19 protein-coding genes are annotated in these 14,996 nt (G+C 60.9%); 13 read left to right on the top strand and 6 right to left on the bottom strand.

What is annotated here, in order from left to right; genetic code table 11:
• Positions 1-310: 310 nt before the first annotated feature.
• Both AC4DF4_RS14500 and AC4DF4_RS14495 read right to left on the bottom strand, forming a co-directional pair.
• The gene (locus tag AC4DF4_RS14500; protein ID WP_490048825.1) at positions 311-904 is read right to left on the bottom strand and encodes a hypothetical protein; all 594 of its coding nucleotides are present in this window, start codon (positions 902-904) and stop codon (positions 311-313) included.
• A 123-nt stretch (positions 905-1,027) separates the two neighbouring features.
• Complete coding sequence (locus AC4DF4_RS14495; RefSeq protein ID WP_490048824.1) at positions 1,028-1,816, bottom strand: hypothetical protein; 789 nt, start codon at positions 1,814-1,816, stop codon at positions 1,028-1,030.
• A 456-nt stretch (positions 1,817-2,272) separates the two neighbouring features.
• Between AC4DF4_RS14495 and AC4DF4_RS14490 the strand changes: the two genes are divergently transcribed.
• The 6 genes from AC4DF4_RS14490 (at position 2,273) to AC4DF4_RS14465 (ending at position 7,660) form a co-directional block, all read left to right on the top strand.
• Positions 2,273-2,896 (top strand): outer membrane protein, encoded by a 624-nt coding sequence (locus AC4DF4_RS14490; RefSeq protein WP_490048823.1) that lies wholly within the window; start codon positions 2,273-2,275, stop codon positions 2,894-2,896.
• Between the two features lie 153 nt (positions 2,897-3,049).
• Positions 3,050-4,036: a COX15/CtaA family protein gene (locus AC4DF4_RS14485; protein WP_490048822.1), complete on the top strand. Its 987-nt coding sequence runs from the start codon at positions 3,050-3,052 to the stop codon at positions 4,034-4,036.
• A complete protein-coding gene (xseA, locus tag AC4DF4_RS14480; RefSeq protein WP_490048821.1) occupies positions 4,009-5,469 on the top strand; it encodes an exodeoxyribonuclease VII large subunit in 1,461 nt (486 codons plus the stop codon). Before AC4DF4_RS14485 ends, xseA begins: the two co-directional genes overlap by 28 nt.
• A 120-nt stretch (positions 5,470-5,589) precedes the next feature.
• The gene (locus AC4DF4_RS14475) at positions 5,590-6,030 is read left to right on the top strand and encodes a hypothetical protein (protein WP_490048820.1); all 441 of its coding nucleotides are present in this window, start codon (positions 5,590-5,592) and stop codon (positions 6,028-6,030) included.
• Positions 6,031-6,038: 8 nt separating this feature from the next.
• Complete coding sequence (locus tag AC4DF4_RS14470; RefSeq protein WP_490048819.1) at positions 6,039-6,962, top strand: aldo/keto reductase; 924 nt, start codon at positions 6,039-6,041, stop codon at positions 6,960-6,962.
• Entirely contained in the window at positions 6,959-7,660 is a 702-nt protein-coding gene (locus AC4DF4_RS14465; protein WP_490048818.1) for a DUF6064 family protein, read from the top strand. The genes AC4DF4_RS14470 and AC4DF4_RS14465 overlap by 4 nt, the downstream gene beginning before the upstream one ends.
• A gap of 24 nt (positions 7,661-7,684) precedes the next feature.
• On the opposite strand, the gene AC4DF4_RS14460 is transcribed toward AC4DF4_RS14465, so the two are convergent.
• Positions 7,685-8,614 carry a ThuA domain-containing protein gene (locus AC4DF4_RS14460; RefSeq protein ID WP_490048817.1) on the bottom strand — a complete coding sequence of 310 codons (930 nt, stop codon included), beginning with the start codon at positions 8,612-8,614 and terminating at the stop codon, positions 7,685-7,687.
• A 122-nt stretch (positions 8,615-8,736) separates the two neighbouring features.
• Between AC4DF4_RS14460 and AC4DF4_RS14455 the strand changes: the two genes are divergently transcribed.
• The 5 genes from AC4DF4_RS14455 to AC4DF4_RS14435 are packed head-to-tail and all read left to right on the top strand — an operon-like array spanning position 8,737 to position 11,204.
• Positions 8,737-9,489: a DUF2071 domain-containing protein gene (locus tag AC4DF4_RS14455; protein ID WP_490048816.1), complete on the top strand. Its 753-nt coding sequence runs from the start codon at positions 8,737-8,739 to the stop codon at positions 9,487-9,489.
• Positions 9,490-9,508: 19 nt separating this feature from the next.
• The gene (locus AC4DF4_RS14450) at positions 9,509-10,069 is read left to right on the top strand and encodes a hypothetical protein (protein ID WP_490048815.1); all 561 of its coding nucleotides are present in this window, start codon (positions 9,509-9,511) and stop codon (positions 10,067-10,069) included.
• Positions 9,972-10,337: a DoxX-like family protein gene (locus tag AC4DF4_RS14445; RefSeq protein ID WP_490048814.1), complete on the top strand. Its 366-nt coding sequence runs from the start codon at positions 9,972-9,974 to the stop codon at positions 10,335-10,337. Before AC4DF4_RS14450 ends, AC4DF4_RS14445 begins: the two co-directional genes overlap by 98 nt.
• Complete coding sequence (locus AC4DF4_RS14440) at positions 10,321-10,926, top strand: DUF3419 family protein (RefSeq protein WP_490048813.1); 606 nt, start codon at positions 10,321-10,323, stop codon at positions 10,924-10,926. Before AC4DF4_RS14445 ends, AC4DF4_RS14440 begins: the two co-directional genes overlap by 17 nt.
• Positions 10,923-11,204, top strand: a complete 282-nt coding sequence (locus AC4DF4_RS14435) for a hypothetical protein (RefSeq protein ID WP_490048812.1) — start codon at positions 10,923-10,925, stop codon at positions 11,202-11,204. Before AC4DF4_RS14440 ends, AC4DF4_RS14435 begins: the two co-directional genes overlap by 4 nt.
• Position 11,205: 1 nt before the next feature.
• On the opposite strand, the gene aroB is transcribed toward AC4DF4_RS14435, so the two are convergent.
• Positions 11,206-12,312 (bottom strand): 3-dehydroquinate synthase, encoded by a 1,107-nt coding sequence (gene aroB, locus AC4DF4_RS14430; protein WP_490048811.1) that lies wholly within the window; start codon positions 12,310-12,312, stop codon positions 11,206-11,208.
• A gap of 71 nt (positions 12,313-12,383) precedes the next feature.
• Here aroB and AC4DF4_RS14425 point away from each other — a divergent pair, with 71 nt between their 5' ends.
• Entirely contained in the window at positions 12,384-12,737 is a 354-nt protein-coding gene (locus tag AC4DF4_RS14425; RefSeq protein WP_490048810.1) for a cupin domain-containing protein, read from the top strand.
• Positions 12,738-12,754: 17 nt separating this feature from the next.
• On the opposite strand, the gene AC4DF4_RS14420 is transcribed toward AC4DF4_RS14425, so the two are convergent.
• Positions 12,755-12,928 (bottom strand): hypothetical protein, encoded by a 174-nt coding sequence (locus tag AC4DF4_RS14420; RefSeq protein ID WP_490048809.1) that lies wholly within the window; start codon positions 12,926-12,928, stop codon positions 12,755-12,757.
• A gap of 22 nt (positions 12,929-12,950) precedes the next feature.
• Positions 12,951-14,210 carry an RsmB/NOP family class I SAM-dependent RNA methyltransferase gene (locus tag AC4DF4_RS14415; protein WP_490048808.1) on the bottom strand — a complete coding sequence of 420 codons (1,260 nt, stop codon included), beginning with the start codon at positions 14,208-14,210 and terminating at the stop codon, positions 12,951-12,953.
• Between the two features lie 417 nt (positions 14,211-14,627).
• Here AC4DF4_RS14415 and AC4DF4_RS14410 point away from each other — a divergent pair, with 417 nt between their 5' ends.
• Positions 14,628-14,894 (top strand): hypothetical protein, encoded by a 267-nt coding sequence (locus AC4DF4_RS14410; RefSeq protein WP_490048807.1) that lies wholly within the window; start codon positions 14,628-14,630, stop codon positions 14,892-14,894.
• Positions 14,895-14,996 lie beyond the last annotated feature (102 nt).

Here is a 14,996-nt window from a genome sequence, read left to right as displayed (position 1 = left end):
CACCGGCCCGTCCCAGCGCGAAAGAGCAATCCGAGCTTGCTGGGGAGATCAAGTTCTCGTATCAAATGTCCATCAGCCAGCCCGCTGAGATTTTAACAATTTAACGGAAAGAAAAATTTCCCCCTCATCATGCGGAGATTTTTATGGATTACCGGTTCAATCGGTTTTTTGGCGAAGTTGGGCATGGCGGTTGAAAACCGCCGCCAAGACTCCGCCCCCGGAATCTTTCAAATGAGCCGGGAGGCTGGGTTTAAAGGGCGGCGGCAGGCTAGGATCGGCGCTGGAAGTCCGGCACCATCGCCGCAGTGGCTCATTCGGTGGCTGGCACGACCGGCGGGTCCGGATTTTTCGTGCCTTGATGACCTGGCTTGCGCCGCTTCATGGAAGGAGCCACCGTTCCACTGGGTGCTTGCTTGGAGCCCTTGGTGAGACGCACGGATGCCGGGGGAAGTTCGACATAATCCGCCGCCTCGGACAAGGCCACCGCCTCTTGCGGCGTGTATGCATGACGAGAGGCTTCGCGCAGGAGAGGCCCTGCGGCGGCGTCCCCAAGATTGATCATGCCATTTTTGGCAGCCTCTCGGACCACCGGATCAGGGTTGAGCAAATAGGGCTCAATCAGAGGCAGGGCCTTGGCGTCGTAGGTGACCGAGGCATCTTCGATTTGACCGAGAATGGTCTCTTGGGTGGCAGGCGGCTCTATCAGGACTTCATTTTTTTCCGGCTCTGGGCGGGTTGTTGGAAGCGGACTCCTCGTCGGCGCGGCCGGCCTTATCGCTTTCAAGGCTGATGGAGACTTGCCGGAGTTTTCATGCAGGGGCTCTGTGGCGTTGCGAAAAATAAGCACGATGGCGACCAGCAAAAGGCAGGAGCCCCCAAGGATCCAAGAAAATCGATTTTTCATTCTTAATGGTTGATAAAAACCATGCCCGGATCGTGGAGACCCGGGCATGGTTATGTTCAGGATGGATGAGTCTGACTTAAAAGCACAACGTTACCGAAGCGCTCCAGGGACTCGTGATAAGAGTCAATCCACTACTGGGGGAAAATAAGCAGAAACATCAGCGAGTGGTTTTGCTGCGGAGAGTTTCATCGTGCCCTCGGTAGGCCGATCGTTCTCTTCGTCAGGGAATTGTGACGCGCCAACCACTTTGATGGTTTCACCGTTGTGATACCAAGCGTATATGCCATCGACTTTTTTCACCGTGGCCGAACCGGTCGCCAAGCCGGTGAGCTGAAAGCTAGGGTAGTCGCTGTCGTCGGGATCCAATTCCACGGTCACGCTGTCGATCCAATTTTCAGAGCCCTTGATCGTTTCGGTTTCCTTCGAATTGTCTGTAGTCTCTTTGTAGTTTGTTGCCCAAGCGTTGGCAAAATCATCAACCCAGAGATATTCGCCGATCGGAATCGGGGGGGTATCTTTCTTCACGAGGAAGAGCTCGCTGTCGCTATTATCGAGACCAACCCGTTCAATCTGCTTGATGGACCAGCCGGCAATGCCGTCGATGACTCCCGCCTCATCAAGTGCTTCAAGAACCTGCTTGACGCCGTATTTCTGGGTCTCGATTTTAGTGACGTATTCGTAGTAATCAACGTCGCCTTTGGACCACTCGTTCTCATCCGTGGACTCTTTCGGGCTGATGGTTTTTCCGTCATCGTCTTTCAGATAGGTTCCATCCACTGTTTGATGAGTGGCGAGTTGGAGGGTGAGTGTCTGCTCGGAGCCTTGGATCGGCACTGCCACAGCGGCACCCGCGGTGACAAGGGCCGAGGAGGCGATTGCGAACAGGCTGATTTGCTTGATGTTTGGTTTCATGATGTTGGCTATTTTATTGGTATGGTTGGTTTTTCTTGGGGGTAGGCTGGGGTCAGCATCTAATCCGTCGGGAATCCACTCTCGTGAAAAACCGTTGTGTATCTCTCTCAGGAAGGAGGCGGTTTCGTCAATAGATTTCCTGATGAATTTTCGGCTTGGCGATAAACCGAATGTCTGCTATACGCCGCTCGCCCGTCCAGGCAGTGCCTGTTGGAGGGGCTTCATGGCCCTGATCCGGAGCGGGTCCGCCAGTGACTGGTTCTCGAAATTCTGAGTCGCTCCCGAGGTTTGGGAATGTCGAAGCGCCTCCCTATCGAATATTACCCGCGTTCCGCAGTGGTGAATCGCCTCTGAAATTTCACGAAAAAAAATGGAATCCACTTCTTGACAGCGGGCGATTGGATTCATTAGGTTCAGATCGCTATGAAACAAATGAAACAAGTTCTATTACTTCCATTGATCTTGACCCTCCCGGCGTTTGCAGGAGAGCCAGCCCCCGCCCCGGCACCCAATCCCTGCCTCCTTAACTGGTTCGCAGGCGGTTCTGTCGGATACCTGACCAATTTGGAGGAGCCGATGTATAACATCCATCTCGGCGCGACCAACAGCTGCTGGAAGTTTTCAGGCTGGGACGTTTCGATGTTCGGCGAGGTCGGCTACACCTCGACGGACGAGTCGTTCTATGACCCGTATCGCCCTTTCAGTAACAACTTTTACGACATCGACGTCGATGTCGATATCATCCCGGTGACGTTCAACGTCAAGCTGGAGCGCGCTATCTCCGGCAACCTGAGCAGCTACATCGGCGCCGGGATCGGCGCGGCCTACATCAGCCTCGACGCCAACTCCCAGGACCCGTTCGGCGACGATTCCGACAGCACCTGGGTTTTCACCGGACAGGTGTTCGCCGGCCTGATCTACAAGGTGAATCCCTCCTTTGAAATCTACGGCGGCGCCCGCTGGATTTATTTCGCCGACCCAGACTTCAGCGTCAACTACGGCATCGACCCGCAGAACGTTGATTCGCTGGTAGAGAATAACGACTGCCTCCTTGAAATTGGTCTCCGCTACAATTTCTGATGCTTTTTTGTTGAGTTTTCGGTTGCGAGGCCGTCCGGATCACTCCGGGCGGCCTTTTTCGTGGGCGGGAATGCAGCGGGGCGGAGTGAAACAAGCCCGTCCGGGATTTGCGCTGGAAATCCGGGGCTGCCCGCGCATGGTCGGCGCATGGGGATGACGCGCTTTCAAAAACTGGCCACCGGGGCCTTGGTTTCCGTGCTGGTCTTGATGTTTGTGGGCGCGATCGTGCGGGTGACCGGGGCGGGGATGGGCTGCCCGGACTGGCCGACCTGCTGGGGTTGCCTGATCCCGCCGACGAAGGTGGAGGATGTGGATTTCTCGAAACTGCCGGTCAAGCGGTTCCAACAGAAGGCGGAGCGGATGGGCCGCGATCCGGCGACGATCACGGAGGAAAGCCTGCGGCGGGAGTTCAATCCGCGGCATGTGTGGACGGAGTTTCTCAACCGGATGACGAGCCTGCCGGTGGGCTTCTTCTCGCTGGCCACGTTCATCGCCGCCTTCTGGCAGCGCGAGAAGCGGCCGCTGGTGTTCTGGATGGCGTTCACCTCGCTGGTGGTGGTGCTGATCAACGCCTGGATGGGCGCGCGGGTGGTTTACAGCGGGCTGAGCCCGGGAGTGCTAACGACCCATCTCGCGCTGGCGATGGGGCTGCTAGGCACGCTGGCCTACTGCGCTTGGCGGGGCACCGACACGCCGTGGCGGATCCGGATGGAGGCCGCGCCGCTGGCGAAACTCCGCATGGCGGTGACTCTGTTGTTAGTCGTGATTGTCGCGGAGGGGGTTACCGGCGCGCAAGTGCGGGAGATGACCGACGAGCTGGCGAAGTTGCACGTCAACGCGCCGAGGTCCACATGGACGACGGAGCTCGAAAGCTCGTGGAAGTATTTGTTCCACCGGAGCTTTTCCTGGGTGGTGCTCGTCGGTGCCTTGCTCGCCTTCGTGCTGGCTAAGCGCCACCGGATCGGTGGCACGGGTAGGGTCGAGCGGGTGGTTTTGGGAATCGTGCTCGCGCAGATGGTCCTAGGCGTGGTGATGGCGCAGGTCCATATTTACTCATGGGTGCAGGTGCTCCACGTCGGCCTTGCGGCGATCCTGCTGACGTTCGTCTGGCTGTGGCGCTTCGGACTCTCGCGCGGGTGACCCGGATGGAGGTCCATGGATTTTACCGCTCGAAAAAATTCCAGCACTTGCCAGATTGCGGCGTGGATTTGTTTTCGAAACCCAAGACCTCGGAGGAAAAGGCGCTTTCCGTGACGCAGTTGCTGCGGCGGATGAAGAATCTGTTGGAAGTGCAGATCGGCGAGACGTGGGTGGAGGGCGAGGTTTCCAATTTGCGCAAGCAGGGCAGCGGGCATTGGTATTTCTCGCTGAAGGACGAGGGCGCGCAGATCTCGTGCGCGATGTTCGGCGCAAGAAAGCGCGAGGGTGCGGACGCGCTGGAGGACGGGGCGAAGGTGCGGGTTTTCGCCGAGGCGAGTGTTTATGAGGCGCGGGGGCAGCTTCAGATCATCGTCCAGAAAGCCGAGCGCGCGGGCACCGGCGACTTGCAGGCGAAGTTCGAAGCGCTGAAACGCAAGCTGCATGCCGAGGGGCTTTTTGACGCGGACCGCAAGCAGGCGATCCCGCCGTTTCCCCGGACCATCGGCCTGATCACTTCCGGCACCGGCGCTGCGCTGCAGGATATTCTCAACGTGCTGACGCGCCGCGCGCCGTGGGTGCAGCCGGTGCTTTTCCCGGTGCGGGTGCAGGGCAGGGGAGCGGAGATGGAGATCGCCCAGGCCATCGCGAAGATGGGCGAACCGGAGAAATTCGGCTATCCGCGCTGCGATGTGTTGATCGTCGGTCGCGGCGGCGGCTCCATCGAGGATTTGTGGAATTTCAACGAGGAGGTCGTGGCACGCGCCATCGCCGCCTGCCCGATCCCGATCATCTCCGCCGTCGGGCATGAGATCGATTTCACCATCGCGGATTTCGTCGCTGACCTGCGGGCCCCCACGCCGAGCGCCGCCGCCGAGCTGGCCGTGGCGGATGGCGCAGAATTGTTAGCCCGGCTGGCGCAGATCCGCCGGCGGATGGCGCGGGTCACCCGCGAGCGGCTGACGCGCTCGCAACTCGCGGTGGACGCCCTGAAACGCGGCGTGCTCCAGCGCGATGGCGAGAAGCTCCTTCGCGAGTCGGTCATGCGACTGGACTCCGCGCGCGGCCAGCTTTCCCAAGCGGCGCGCGCATCGTTAGAGTCGCTCGCCCGGCGCGTGTACGACGCCCACGCCCGCCACCGCGCCTGTCATCCGGCGCGCGTGCTGGAGCGGCGCCTGGAAACGGTGGCCCGCCTGCGGGAGCGCTTCGAGCGCGCCGGCCGTAACAGCCTCGACCAACGCGCGGAGCGACTCGCCCGCCTGCGCGGCCTGCTGCGCACGCTCGGACCGGAGTCCGCCTTCCAGCGGGGTTTCTCGATCACCCTCGGGGCGGACGGGAAAATCGTCAACTCCGCCGCCACGCTCAAGCCCGGCGACCTCATGCGCACCAAGTTCGCCGACGGCGAGACGGTCAGCATCGTGAAACAACCTGACTGATGGGCGGGCTCGACCTGCGCGAGTAAGGATCGCCGAATGATGCAGTTAGTGTCCGCGGGCATTCCCGTCATCGGGAGTTTGACTCAAGCCGCAATCTCGGCCAGTGTGCGATTTCAAATGATGAACTCGACTCCGGCCATCGATCGCCTCACCGCCCGCACCGGAGCGGGGGGCTGGATTGTCTTTCTCGCCCATTTCCTGTTCATCCTCGTGGCATGGACGATCGTCATCAAATACCTGTTCCCCATCGGTTTCTCGGCGGCCCGCGGTGAGCCGCTCACGGCCCACATTTTCTGGGATCTGTGGCCGGTGGCGCACCTCTGGATGGGTTGGGCGCTGCTGCGCCAGCCGTCCTACACCCGCACTCTGGCCATCGTCATGTCGGTGGTTGAGATCATCATCATCGTAACGCTGTTTCATCGATTTCTCTCCAGCCCCGATCACGAGTGGTCGATCTGGAGAACCAACTGGTTCATCAACAAGATCTTCGTTCTCACTTTTTTTGTTCTCCTGCTAGGCACCTTCACGTTCGGCTCTCGGAAAACCCCATCAACAACCTAATCGAAGTTATGAATACTCAAAGCATCACCCGCAGAAACGCCTTGAAACTCGTGGGCACGGGAATCACCGCCCTGACCCTATCGCCATCATCCGTTTTCGGTCGGGAAAAGCAGGCTGTCACCAGGAAGATCCCGTCCAGCGGCGAGGCCCTGCCGGTCATCGGCATGGGCACCTGGCGCACCTTCAATGTCGGCAGCGACCCGGTCCTGCGGGACGGCTGCACCGCAGTCCTCAAGGCGTTTTTCGACGCCGGCGGCGGCATGCTCGACTGCTCGCCGATGTATGGCTCCGCCCGCGAGGTGATCGGCCACGCGCTCAAGAAAACCGGGATTCCGAAAACGCTCTTTTCCGCCGAAAAGATCTTCACCGAGGACGGATCCAAAACCCGCGAGCAGACCAAGGAATCCGCCGCGTTGTGGGGCGTCAAGACCTTCGACCTGATGCAGGTCCACAATCTCGTCGCCTGGGAACCGCACCTCGCCACGCTGCGGGAAATGAAGAAGGAGGGCCTGGTCCGCTACGTCGGCATCACCACTTCCCACGGCCGGCGGCACGAGGACATGGAAAAAATCATGAAGGCCGGCAACCTCGATTTCATCCAGCTCACTTATAACATCAGCCATCGCGAAGTCGAGGAACGCCTGCTGCCGCTCGCCGCCGACAAGGGAATCGCCGTCATCGCCAACCGCCCGCTCGACGGTGGTGAGCTTATGAAGAAACAGGCGCCTCTGCCGGAGTGGGTGGCGGAATTCGATTGCAAGACTTGGGCGGAATTCCTCCTCAAATTCGTGGTCTCCCATCCCGCTGTCACCTGCGCCATCCCCGCGACCAGCAAGCTCGCGCACCTCGCCGAAAACATGGCTGCCGGACGCGGGCGCGTGCCCGATGCGGAGACCCGCCAGCGCATGATCCAATACGTCGAAAAACTGTGATCGACGACCTCAGCACCTACTCGGTCGGAAACTTCATTCCGTTCCTGCCTGCATCGTATTTCCGGTTGTTCGAACGGCAGTTCGAGGCGTTCTGGCCGCTCCAGCCCGCGTTCCTCGCGCTGGGAGTCGCGGTCATTGTCCTCGCCGTGTTAGGGAAAGGGCGTGCGGTGGCGGTGATCCTCGCCGCCGCGATGGCGACCGCCGCCGTCACCTTTCATTTCCAGCTGTATGCGGAACTCACTCCGGTCGGGCGGGTCTTCGGTTGGGCGTTTATCGCGCAGGGAACTCTCCTGCTGGTGTGGGGTTCCATCAGCCGCTTCGACTCGCGGCCGCAGCTCGATGTCACCGCTTGGATCGGGATGGCTCTGGCGGTTTTCGGGGTGGCCTTCTATCCGTTCATGGCGCTGGTTTCCGGCCGCAAACTGGCGGGTGCGGAATACTTCGCGCTGGCTCCCGATCCCACGGTCTGCGCGGCTGTTGGGATTCTTCTAATCATCGCGCGCCCGCTCTGGCTCCTGCTGCTTTTGCCGGTCCCGCTGCTCTGGTGTGTGGTGAGCGGGGCGACGCTGAAGGCGCTCGAAGATCCATCCGCCTCACTCTTGCCGGTCATTGCCGGGGCCGCGTTTCTATCATTTCTGGTGAAAGCCGCCCGGAGTTCAGCCTTCAGGTTGTCTTCGGAAGAGCACGGTAAACCATGAACTCCGGACCGGTTTCAGGTGGGATTATTTCTTCTTTTTGTCGTCGAGGTTCGCCTGCATGTCCTCCTCGGTGACGGCGGATTGCACGCCGTTGACGGGCACGTCCATTTTGCAAATCCAGAGCATCGCGTTGAGGGCGATCTTGCGGAACTCGTCGTTGGCCCAGTTCGCGTGGAAATGGCCGCCGGTGAAGCCGACACCGCGGCCACCGTCGGGACGCTCGACGCACCACATCATGGTTTCCTCTTCGCCTTTTTTCGCCTGGATGTGCGGGTAGGGACCCTTCGGATGGACGTAGGGGCCGTCGCGGGTTTCGTCGCTGGGTGTGGCGACAAGCAGGGATTTCACGCCCGCCATTTCCTTGCTGAAGCGGATGGAAAAATACCATTCGTCCTTGATCTTGAAAGGTTTCAGACCACGGCAGATCGGGTGTTCGGGGTATTTTTCGTAGTCGGCGTCCCAGATGGGATTGCAGGAGAAATTGGTTTCGTAAGCTCCGCCGATCCAGTCGCGGAAGACATCGCCAGACGCGCCCTCGTCCTTGGCTTGGCTCGCGCACTCGACTGCGTAATGCATCATCATCACGCTGCCGCCGCGATCGACGAGTTTCTGGATTTTTTCCTTCCGGCCAGGGACGGCGAGGACCGGATGGCCGTTTCCGCCGTCGGCGTAGATCACCACGGCGTCGGCGGTTTCCAGCACACTTTCGTCAGTGACCCAGTGGTTCGGATGGACGGAAACTTCGAGGCCCGGGGTGGCGGCGAGGCATTTCTGGAGCAGCAGGCAGCCGGCGTGGAACTCGTGCAGGCCGGGGCCGTGGCTGGGCTTGCCGGCGATCAGGACGAGCTTTTTCGGAGTGGCGGGCGTGGCGGCGTGGGAGACGAGCGGCCAGCTCGCGGCCATGGCGACTGCTGCGATGAACCGTCTGCGGGAGGTGGTGGGCTTGTGCTTCATGAGAGGTAAACGATCATTTTGGCCGGGACTGTTCAATGCTCTTGTTGAAAAGGTCGGTTTGAAATTCCGCAGTGATCAACGACTGGCTTGCCGAGCTTCCGGCAAGGGGACATCCTACCCACGTGATTCACTTGTTAAAACGCCATCCGTTTCCAGTGGTCGCCTGGTTTGAGCGGGTGGTGGCGGTCTCCTTCGCGTTTCCCGAGGAGGTGTTGTGGCCGCTGGTGCCGGAACCGTTGGAGATTGATAGTCACGACGGATTTGGATTCGTGACCGTGGCGCTGGTGTGGACCAAGGGGCTGCGACCCGCGGTGTTTCCGGAATTTCCGGGACAGGATTTTTTCCTCGCGGGCTACCGGATCTTCACCCGCCTGCGGGATGAAAAAGGGCGGCGCATGCGAGGGTTGAAAATTCTCCGCAGCGAGACCGACAAGGCGCGGATGGTGCTCTCCGGAAATTTGCTGACGCACTACAACTACCGGCGGGTGAAGCTCGAAGCCTCCGATTCGCGGGTCAGGACGTGGCTGCCGGATGGTCGGGAAACCTTGGATCTATCGTTTGACCTGACGGACGAACCCGATGCCCCGCCCGCAGGATCGCCGTTCGCGGATCTACGGTCTGCTAGAAATTTCGCCGGGCCGATGCCGTTTACTTTTGATGCGGAGGGCGACGGTCGTTTTGTCGTCATCGAAGGCAAACGAACGGAATGGACGCCGCGACCGGTGAGGATTCTCGATTGGAAGGTGGGGCTCTTCGACGAGGCTCCGTTCCGTGGCGTGACGCCCGTTCTGGCCAATGCCTTCCGGGTCGATGGCGTGCCGTATCGCTGGGAGAAAGGACGTTTGATCACGCCGGGGAGGGAACGCGATGAGTGAGCGCGGGAAATGGGACTGAATGCTGGCGATTGCCCGCTTCAACTGGCCCTTCTATGCGGCGGCGGGCGTGGTGCTGTTGATGGCGCTGGCAGTGATCGGCTATTTCCCGGTGACGGGAGGTCTGGCAGTCGCGGGATGTGTTTATTTCCTGATCGGGTCACTTGGCGTTTCACATTGGGTCTACGATCGATCGGATCTCTATCGGTGGTCGTGGTTGGATCGCGCGTTGGGAAATGTCCGGCTTGATGAAATGGCGATATGTCATTCCGGATTTGACGAGGCGTCGGCGATGTTGAAACAGAAGTTCCCGCAGGCCGGATGGCGGGTGCTGGATCACTATGATCCCGCGATCATGACGGAAGCTTCGATCCGGCGGGCGAGGAAATTGTTTCCACCAACCGCGGGAACCATCGCTGCCATTTTTGTTCGCTGGCCGCTGGCAGATGCCTCACAGGACGTGGTGTTCGGCATGCTGGCGATCCATGAACTGGTGGTGCTTGCTGCGCGTGGCGGTTGCGCTGGTTTGGCTCTATCAAGGGTTGTGGCACAAGATCGTTGCGGTGGACGCGCGGCACCTTGAAATCGTGGCGTCGGCGCCATCGTTCCTGCCGCCGCGACTGGCGCTTGGGATGATTGGCGGACTTGAAACGTGGTTTGCGATTTCCATTCTCGCGAGATGGCGGCAACGGCTTTTCGCATGGATGCAAATCGGGATGCTGGTGGCGATGAATGCGGCGGGCATCCTGTTCGCCGGCGACAAGATTCCGGACATCGGCGGGATGCTCACCATGAACCTGGTTTTCGCTCTAACGATCTTGGGGCTTGCGAATCATGAAAGCCGTGAGTGACCGCGTGGTTTTCGGCCACATGCACGAGGATCACTCGTTGGAGTTGTCGCTCGTGGACCGCCTGCCGCTGAAGCGGGCTTTGGTAATCGCGTCCGGCGGCGATCTGGCATTCGCCTTGGCCGGGGCGAAAGTGACGGTCACGGCGGTGGATTCCAACCCCGCCCAGGTCGAGCTGGTGAGGTTGAAAATGCAATGTCCGGCGAATCTCACGGCCCTGTGTTTTGGCGGGAGGGTGGACCGCTTGTTCCGTTGGGGCGGGCCGTTTCTCGCGTGGCTTTTCGGCTGGCCGAAGATGCGGCCAGGGCGGATTCGGGTCTTTCTGGCAGATTTGTTCGAGGGATTTCTTCCACGGGTGGTCGCCCTCGTCCATGGGGCGCGGGCGGGTGCTAGATTGGACCGTGACGCGATCCGCCTGATCCGGCGACGGCTTGAGCGGGCGATGAGAAAGCCGGACGCCGCAATCAATCCCTTGCTGCAGGTGCTGTTGGGAAATCGCTTCAGTCCTGAAGCGCCGGAAGTCTGGAGCAAGCGGGGGATTGAAAGATGGCGGGGTGAAACCGGCAGGATGAAACCGGCAGGATCGAATTGAAAGTCGCGGATATCGCGCGGGTTCTCTGCGATTCCGCTGATGACTCGATGGGCTTGATTTCAGTGAGCAATCTTTCCGATGTGATGGAGGCGGATGCCTGGAATCGGCTGGTGGAGGATGCCGGACGGGTGTTGGCTGTCGGCGGCTATCTGGTAGTCCGGTCGATGCTCTCTGAACGCCTGGAATCGCAGTGCGAAGACTCGTTTGTAACGGAGGAGAATCCGCTGGCGGATTCCAGTCCGATCTGCCCGGTCGTGTGGATCGGAAGAAAACGTTGATTTACTCAAACTGATCCGGCCGCAGCGACGAGCGCAGCATTTCGATCGCCTCGCGCAGGTCGTCGGCGGTGACGGTGTTGATGACCTTCGCGCTGCCGAGGGCGTCGAGCACGACGAAGCGGATGGCTCCGGCGGAGAACTTTTTGTCGCGCGCGAGCTTTTCCATCACCTTGTCGGTGGTGATGTGTTTCGGGAGCACCAGCGGCAGGTGATAGTGGTCCAACAGGGCGATGACCTTCTCGCTGTCGTCCGGCGAAAGTCCGGCGTGGCGCTCGGATAGAAACAAGGCGGCACGGATGCCGAGGGCAATCGCCTCGCCGTGCAGCATCTCGCCGTAAGGCACCGCCGCCTCGATGCCGTGGCCGATGGTGTGGCCGAAGTTCAACAACGCGCGGATGTCCTTGGTCTCGTGTTCGTCGGCCTCCACGACGCGGGCCTTGATGGCGATGTTGCGGGCGATGAGATCCGCCGGGACGTCGCGACCGGAGGGGGCGAAGGCGGCGAGGTCGTCCAGCATCGCGGAGTCGCGGATGGCGGCGTGTTTGATCGCCTCGGCGAAGCCTTCGCGGAATTCGCGGTCGGGCAATGTGCGCAGGGTTTCAGGATCGATGAGGACCAGGCGGGGCTGATGAAAGGCTCCTAACAGGTTTTTCCCCTCACCCACGTTGACGCCGGTCTTGCCGCCGACCGAGGAATCGACCTGCGCGACGATGGTGGTGGGAATTTGCACGAAGGGAATGCCCCGGAAGAAAATCGCGGCCACGAAGCCCGCCAGATCGCCGACCACACCGCCGCCGAGGGCAACGACCATCGATTTCCGGTCGTGACCGGCGCGGATCATTTCGCGGCAGAGGGTTTCCGCATGGGTCATCGATTTCGACGCCTCGCCCGCCGCGACCGTGTGCAGCGTCGGGCGGAATCCGGCGGCTTCCAACGATGCCATCAGGGCACCGGCGTGGAAACGGGCGACCGTCTCATCGCTGACGATCGCGGCGCGCAGGCCCGTGATTCCGGCGCTTGTGAGGGTTTCACCGGCTTGGGCGAGCAGGCCCGGTTCGACGATAACCGTGTAGGCGCGTTCGGCGAGATCGACAGGGACGGAAGGCATGAGCGGGAGCATGAAAGATGCGCCGCGCATGTCCAGTTGATCTCCGGCGGGTTCGGTGATTTCCTCGGCGCATGGAAATCCGCAACCGCGAGCAGCAAGCGCCTTTCACCACCAAGGACGGCTCGACGATCCGCAGCCTGCTGGATCTTTCCAACGCGCCGGTCCGTAACCAGAGCCTTGCCGAAGCCAGCCTGCCCGCGGGCGCGGAAATCGAGCGGCATTACCACCGGGTGAGCGAGGAATTCTACTATCTCACCGCTGGCCGCGGCCTGATGGAAATCGACGGCGTCGAGCGCGAGGTCGCGCCCGGCGATGCGATTTTGATCCCGCCCGGAGCCTGGCACCGGATCCGGGCCATCGAGACTTTGCAGTTTCTCTGCTGCTGCGCGCCGCCGTATTCGCACGAGGACACCTATTTCGCCTGAGCCGGCGGCCGCTAGGTCTAGCGGACCGGCCGCGCTTTGGGAATCACGGCGGAGGCTTTGGGCGCGGCGGGCGGCGTCGCGGTCTTGCGAGAGAACTCCGCGGTGCTGCTCAGATACCAGATGAACGCCCCGCCGCCGACGACTGCGACGAAGGTGAAGAAAACCAACAGGATGCCGAGGCAGGATTTCATGGGATTTTTCTAGTCACTTGGTTCAGGCCTCGCCAGCGGGAACTGGGGATTTCCACTCGATCCGCGCGGCGAATGCTCCGTCGGTATGGTCGCGGAAGGGCAGGGCATCGCGGGTGGCGCGGAGTTCCAACTCCGGATGGTCGGCGAGGAACGCCTCGACCAGGCCGAGGTTTTCGTCGCGCTCGATCGAGCAGGTGGAATAGACGATGCGGCCGCCGGGCTTGAGGCAGGCGACGGCGTTTTCGAGGATCTTGCGCTGGGTGATGGCGATGCGTTCGATGTCGGGCGCTTGCAGGCGCCAGCGGACATCGACGCGGCGGCGAATCACGCCGGTGTTCGAGCAGGGGACGTCGAGCAGGATGCCGTCGAAGCTGTGATGCCATTTTTCCGGAGCGGGCCGGGTCCAGTCGTGGACGGCGATGGTGGCCTTGCCGGCGTGGAGGCGTCCGAGGTTTTCCTCAAGCCGCGGCAGGCGTTTTTCGTTGGAGTCGGTGCAGACCAGTCCCTCGGCGGAACCGAGCGCGGCGGCGATGAGGAAGGCCTTGCCGCCGGGCGCGGCGCAGGCGTCGAGAATGCGCTCGCCGGGTTTCGGATCGAGCAGCTCGACCGAGTGGCGGGTGGCGGGGTCCTGGATGTAAACGGCCCCGGACGCGAGCAAGGCACCGGGCAGCGAACCGTCGATTTGATAGAAGCCCGGCGCGTTTTCCACCGGCGTTCCCGGCAGGGATTCCGGCGCGGGGACGAGCGGGTTGACGCGGAAGTAATTCACCGCGGGCAGGTTGTCCCACTCCATCAGGGAAATCGCGTTGCGGGTTCCGAACGCCGCGCGCCAGCGGTTGTAAAGCCAGTCAGGGTGCGAGTGGGCGACCGGCTGCGGCAGCTCGGAAACCTCGTCGAGCAGCGGCTTGCGGGCGACCGTGGCGCGGCGCAGCACGGCGTTGATCAGGCTGCGGACGCTGGCTTTGCCGGCTTCGACGGTTTCATTGACGGCGGCGTGGTCGGGGAGATTGAGAATGAGTAACTGGCAGAGCCCGACGCGCAGGATGTCGCGGGTTTCCGCATCCACCTTGCCATCGCGGAGTTTGCTGATCCAGTGGTCCAGCAAGCGGCGGTGGCGGAGCACGCCGAAGAGAATCGCCTGGAGCAGCCCGCGGTCCGCAGAGGAAAGTTTCCGGCGCTGGGCGTGGCGCTCGATCAAAGTTTCGGCGTAATCATGGCCCTTCGCCCAGGCGCGGAGAGCGGAGACGGCGGCTTGGCGGACGTGGAAGTTTTTGGCGGACATGGAAAGCAGTGGAAACGCCCGCGATCACGTAATGGGCCGGATCGCAAAGACGGGGTATGACTATTTCGCTGCCGTGACAAATGACAGTAAAATCAGGCTGGTGGGCTCCGGGACCTCCCCCTCCGGAGCCAGCCAGCCGGTTTTTCCAGTCCAGGAAAAACCCGCGCGCTTTGCCCATTGCCCACCGCCCATTCATCAGCGATGCCCGGATCTCCTCATTGACCTGCGTGCGAGTCTGACATTCTGGTTAAGAATCATTGATTTCTTGGAAGCATTGCAAGTCCCGGTCACCTAAACATGATTCAGTCGTAAATCATTGGAAATCAGATGCTTGTTTCGATGTCGAGGGCCGGGTGATTTTGATCTTTCAGATTTCTTGATCGCACGGGGGCGGCTTGCTACTTCTCCGCCCCCCCCATGAATACCACGAAACTATTGATTGGCGCGGTCGCCGCCTCCGTCGCGTTTGCGACAGTGAATGCTCAAGGACAGAATCTGACGGCAACTTTGAACGGAATCAGTCCGGGTCTCACTCTCCACGGAACTTGGAACAACGGCGACTTTGTTTACGACTACCACGCTGGAGTAATGAACTACACCGACGAGGCCAGCGATACGGACTTCAGCGCTTTTTGCGTGGAGCCATTGCAGGACATCAGTTGGGGAAATTTTTCTTTCCGTTAAATTGTTAAAATCTCAGCGGGCTGGCTGATGGACATTTGATACGAGAACTTGATCTCCCCAGCAAGCTCGGATTGCTCTTTCGCGCTGGGACGGGCCGGTGGA

The organism is Luteolibacter sp. (assembly GCF_058122085.1).
Note: the sequence above shows the minus strand (reverse complement) of the source record. Positions and strands in the feature narration are given on the sequence as shown.